The 4,198-nt window shown below is 42.3% G+C and carries 2 protein-coding genes and 2 pseudogenes; 3 read left to right on the top strand and 1 reads right to left on the bottom strand.

What is annotated here, in order from left to right; translation table 11 throughout:
• The first annotated feature begins 362 nt into the window (after window positions 1-362).
• On the top strand, window positions 363-716 hold the full coding sequence (locus QT990_RS35385; RefSeq protein WP_333148286.1) for a helix-turn-helix domain-containing protein: 354 nt from the start codon (window positions 363-365) through the stop codon (window positions 714-716).
• Here QT990_RS35385 and QT990_RS35380 read toward each other — a convergent pair.
• Window positions 682-1,640 (bottom strand): annotated as a pseudogene (locus QT990_RS35380) (IS630 family transposase). The gene QT990_RS35385 and the pseudogene QT990_RS35380 sit on opposite strands and share 35 nt — an antisense overlap.
• A 163-nt stretch (window positions 1,641-1,803) precedes the next feature.
• On the opposite strand from QT990_RS35380, the gene QT990_RS35375 reads away from it, so the two are divergent.
• Window positions 1,804-2,658, top strand: coding sequence for an RNA-guided endonuclease TnpB family protein (locus QT990_RS35375; protein ID WP_333148284.1), 855 nt, complete (start codon window positions 1,804-1,806; stop codon window positions 2,656-2,658).
• A 621-nt stretch (window positions 2,659-3,279) separates the two neighbouring features.
• A pseudogene (locus QT990_RS35370) lies at window positions 3,280-4,136 on the top strand (reverse transcriptase domain-containing protein); the annotation flags it as partial.
• Window positions 4,137-4,198: the final 62 nt, after the last annotated feature.

Below are 4,198 nucleotides of genomic sequence, written 5' to 3'. Positions count from 1 at the left end.
ATCTCTTGTTTCATCTGTCGAAATAATTCTTAAAGAATTTGGAGATAATTATGTAATTAATTTTGCTTAACTACTTAACACTGTTGGTTAGCTTTGGGGTTTGAAACTGTAACGTAATTCTTGGACAGAGTTACCCATTGATGGAATTTTGGGGTAACTCTCTAGCCAGCCTCTCGATAACGTCACTAAGACTGCTTGCAGTAAGTTCAACTTGCTTGAACTCTAGCCACTTAGTAGCAGTCTCGGTCAGACTTAGGTTGACTTTACGCTTAGGCTCGCTGTAGATCTTTTTTCTAGGCATTTTGTCATTCCGCATTAATTCCGCATACAATAAGAGTAAGGCAGAAATGAGGTAAAAGCAAATGTTACTCAGCTTCAGGACGGAATTAAAGCCTAACAATAAGCAGGTGACTAGATTTCGGCAACATTGCGGGGTAGCAAGACACGCTTACAACTGGGCGAATTCAATCATCCTTGAAACCTTGAAACTCAGGGAAGCCGACAAAACGGTTAAGATTCCTTCCGCTATCGATCTTCACAAGCGTTTAGTAGGGGAAATTAAACCTCTGCATCCCTGGTATTACGAGTCATCTAAGGCAAGTCCGCAGCAGGCTCTGACTGAATTGAGAACGGCTTGGGATAGATGCTTCAAAAAGGTATCTAACCAACCTATAGCCTTTCTCAGAAAGATGAGGTACAATAACAGCAGTGTGTAAACCAGTTAAAAATATTTGACGATGTAACCTGACCGAACGCAAACTAAGAGTGCTTTTGCTAATTCTTGATAATTAGTAGTCTTGATAGAACGGAGAATGATTTTAAGTTTTGACCACAGATTTTCAATGGGTGAAAAATCTGGTGAATAAGGTGATAAGTATATTAATCTTGCCCCTTTTTTTTTGATCGCTTTTTTCACTTCTTCTCCCAAGTGAATGGGACAATTATCCATCACTACACAAGCCCCTTTCCATAGTTTTGGCACAAGTTTCCTGATAATAAAAGCTTCAAATGTAATTGCATCAGTTGGGCCTATTAGATTAACCGATGTCAAAATTTCATTGACTGACATTGCTCCAATTATTGAGACATTTTTGCCACGTTTAGTTGGTTTTGGCCCCTTGGCTCTTTGACCTTTTAAAGCTCTGGCATATAACCTAACCATTGCCAAATTAACTCCCGATTCGTCAATGAATATTAAGTCGTTCAAACTAATCTTTTTTATTTTTTGCCAGAACTCACATCGCAGGAGTTGAACTCGGTCGGTGCCTTTGTCCGAGGGGAAGAGAGTTTTTTTTTGACAGTAATATCTAAGAGTTTTATCATTCTTGCTATTGTCGCTCTACTAACGGAAAATCCAATTTTCCCATAAAGTAAATAACGAAGTTCTTCAAGAGTAGCATCATTGTTTACTTCAATCAATTGGGCACTCGATGAGTAGTGGCTCTGCATTCAGTTTGCCTTTGACTCCACATCGGTCAGTTCGCGGAGTAATGTTTTTTGTTTCACGATATTGTTTAAGCAATTTTTGTACAAAACTCAGGGCAGAGCGAAAAGCGCTTAGCTATTGCTTTTTGTGAAATCGGTTCAGTATGATAAGTATCAAGGATTTTTTGCCTAAAATCAATCGAATAAGCTTTCATTTTTAACAATGTATGAAGAGGAGTACAAATTTACTTTTTGTGAGTCAAGCAGCTCGTGCTGTCAAAAAAATGCTATTATGTATGCTATCGCTTTCGCGTGGCTTGTGCGTAACCATGTAATTATAGTTCGTTTGCTCTGATATTCTCTGCTTTATCCTCCTGAGTGAGTGTCAGTAACATTATACCTCATCTTTCCGAGAAAGGCTATAGGTTCAAGAAAAAAGGTGTGTCAGGTGAATCTTTCTACCTAGAGCAAGGAACCAAAGCAAAACCAGGAATTAATAACGATGGCAAGCGTGTCAAGTTACCTAAAATTGGTTGGGTTAGGCTGCACGAACCATTACCAATTACGGCATTTCACAACTGTGTAATCAGTCGAAAAGCCGACAGATGGTTCATTGCTTTTAAATACGAAATTGAACAGCCCGCAACTCCACCTGACCGTCCTACTGCTGGTGTCGATATCGGCATCAAAGAATTAGCTGTTTGTTCTAACGGTCAAGTCTTTGCCAATCCCAAAGCTTACCGTGGGATGAGTCGTAAAATGAAACGCCTGCAACGCCGTGTTAGCAAGCGAGTCAAAGGGTCTAACAACCGCAATTCGGCAATCGCTAAACAAGCCTTGCTGCACCTAAAAGTGTCAAACATCCGAAAAGACGCCATTCACAAGCTGACAACTTACCTCGCCAAAAACCACAGTGAGGTCAAGATCGAAGACTTGAATGTCAAGGCATTTTTGAAGAACCACAAGTTAGCTGGTGCAATCGCTGATTGCGGAATGTACGAATTTAAGCGGCAATTGGAATATAAAACCCAAAAGTTTAACTCCGAGTTGACGCTTGTAGAGCGATTCTTCCCTAGCAGTCAAATTTGCTCAAGTTGCTGCAATCATCGGCACAAGATGCCGTTGAAAGTCCGAGTTTTTGAATGTCCCGATTGCGGAAATATTCAAGACCGTGATTTAAACGCAGCCAAGAAGTGCGATTCGTTCAGTCGAAACCGAGCAATCGGGGGATGACTGGCTTCTACAGGGTAATCCATCAGGATTGAGTTCGCACTTTAATCCCTTGTAGATGACAACTTCATAACTTTACAGGTGAACGTCAGTATCCTAGAAAGCGTCAAGTCCTGTCCCTCAAACGTAGAGGTGAAAGCATATCCTCCACTGTAGCGACTAGCCATCAATCGGTGAAGCGAGGATAAAAGCGGAAAGAACTACTAGCCTAAAAGTGGTATCCCGTAAGCAAGTTCCTACGGATAGCGAAAGCAAAGTCACTGTTTGAATCATCGTTATTGCGACCCAGCGAAATAAGGCTTCTCACGCTGGTAGTCCCAAAAGGGCATTAGTACAGGGTGGTATGAGGATTTCAATCGACATACCTACGTTACCCAAAAACTCGGTGAAGAGGTGGCATCCTAACGGAACAAACCAATGGTTATGAGGAACGAAGTAACCCACCTGATTACTCTCGGAGAGGTCGAATACTTCGAGCAGTCAGCTAAGACGAAACATCTGGATTTCCAGGTAACAGGTGGTAGAGATTGAGTCAAAAGCCAACGCCTCACTGTAATGGTGAGGATATGCTAACGGACTCACGGTAATACGGATGATATAGCTACAATTCGCAATGAATATGTTATGAACACGGCAGAAAAACCGATGTATGAATGGAACGATATCAACTGGCGAAAGCTAGAGCGTAACGTTTTTAAATTGCATTCATCGGATATATCAAGCGTCTAATCGTGGTGATGTCAAGCTAGTACGCAGACTCCAAAAACTGTTGATAAGCTCTTGGGCGGCAAAAGCCGCTTCGGTTCGTCGGGTAACTCAAGATAATCACGGCAAGAAGACGGCAGGGGTGGACGGCGTTAAATCGCTGACCCCAAAGCAACGTTTCGCCCTGATAAACAAAATATCATTGGGTTGTAAGGTTAAGCCAACACGCCGAGTTTGGATACCCAAACCAGGGACAGGTGAGGAAAGACCTTTAGGTATACCGACAATGGAAGACCGAGCGATGCCGCGCGTTAGTCAAACTGGTGTTAGAACCAGAATGGGAAGCGCGATTTGAACCTAACTCATATGGGTTCCGACCCGGACGCTCATGCCACGATGCGATAGGAGCAATATTCAGTGCGGTACACAATAAATCCAAGTATGTGTTGGATGCCGATATTAGTAAATGCTTCGACCGTATTAATCACGATGCACTTCTCAAAAAATTGAATACTTATCCTACCCTACGGAGACAAATCCGAGCTTGGTTAAAAGCTGGTGTAATGGATGGAAACAAGCTGTTCCCAACTGATGAAGGGACACCACAGGGTGGGGTGATTTCACCCCTACTCGCAAATGTTGCCTTACATGGAATTGAGGAATTGATTAGGGGTTTAGCCCCAAAATTCGATATGAAGCGACCTGATAACACTCAATTGGGTGTTAGAGATAAGCTTAAATCGTTTTCATTGATAAGATACGCAGATGACTTCGTGAGCGCGACACGATGTCGCATGTTGTGAGTGAGGAGGTGACTTCTCTAGGTTAGTGTCCAAAC

Source organism: Microcoleus sp. T3_B1, from assembly GCF_036700445.1.
In the GTDB taxonomy this organism is placed as follows: Bacteria; Cyanobacteriota; Cyanobacteriia; order Cyanobacteriales; family Microcoleaceae; genus Microcoleus.
This window is presented reverse-complemented; position numbering and strand designations above follow the sequence as displayed.

Coding starts and splice junctions, on each gene's coding strand:
- QT990_RS35385 (WP_333148286.1), top strand. CDS start 363: ATGTTACTCAGCTTCAGGACGGAATTAAAGCCTAACAATAAGCAGGTG.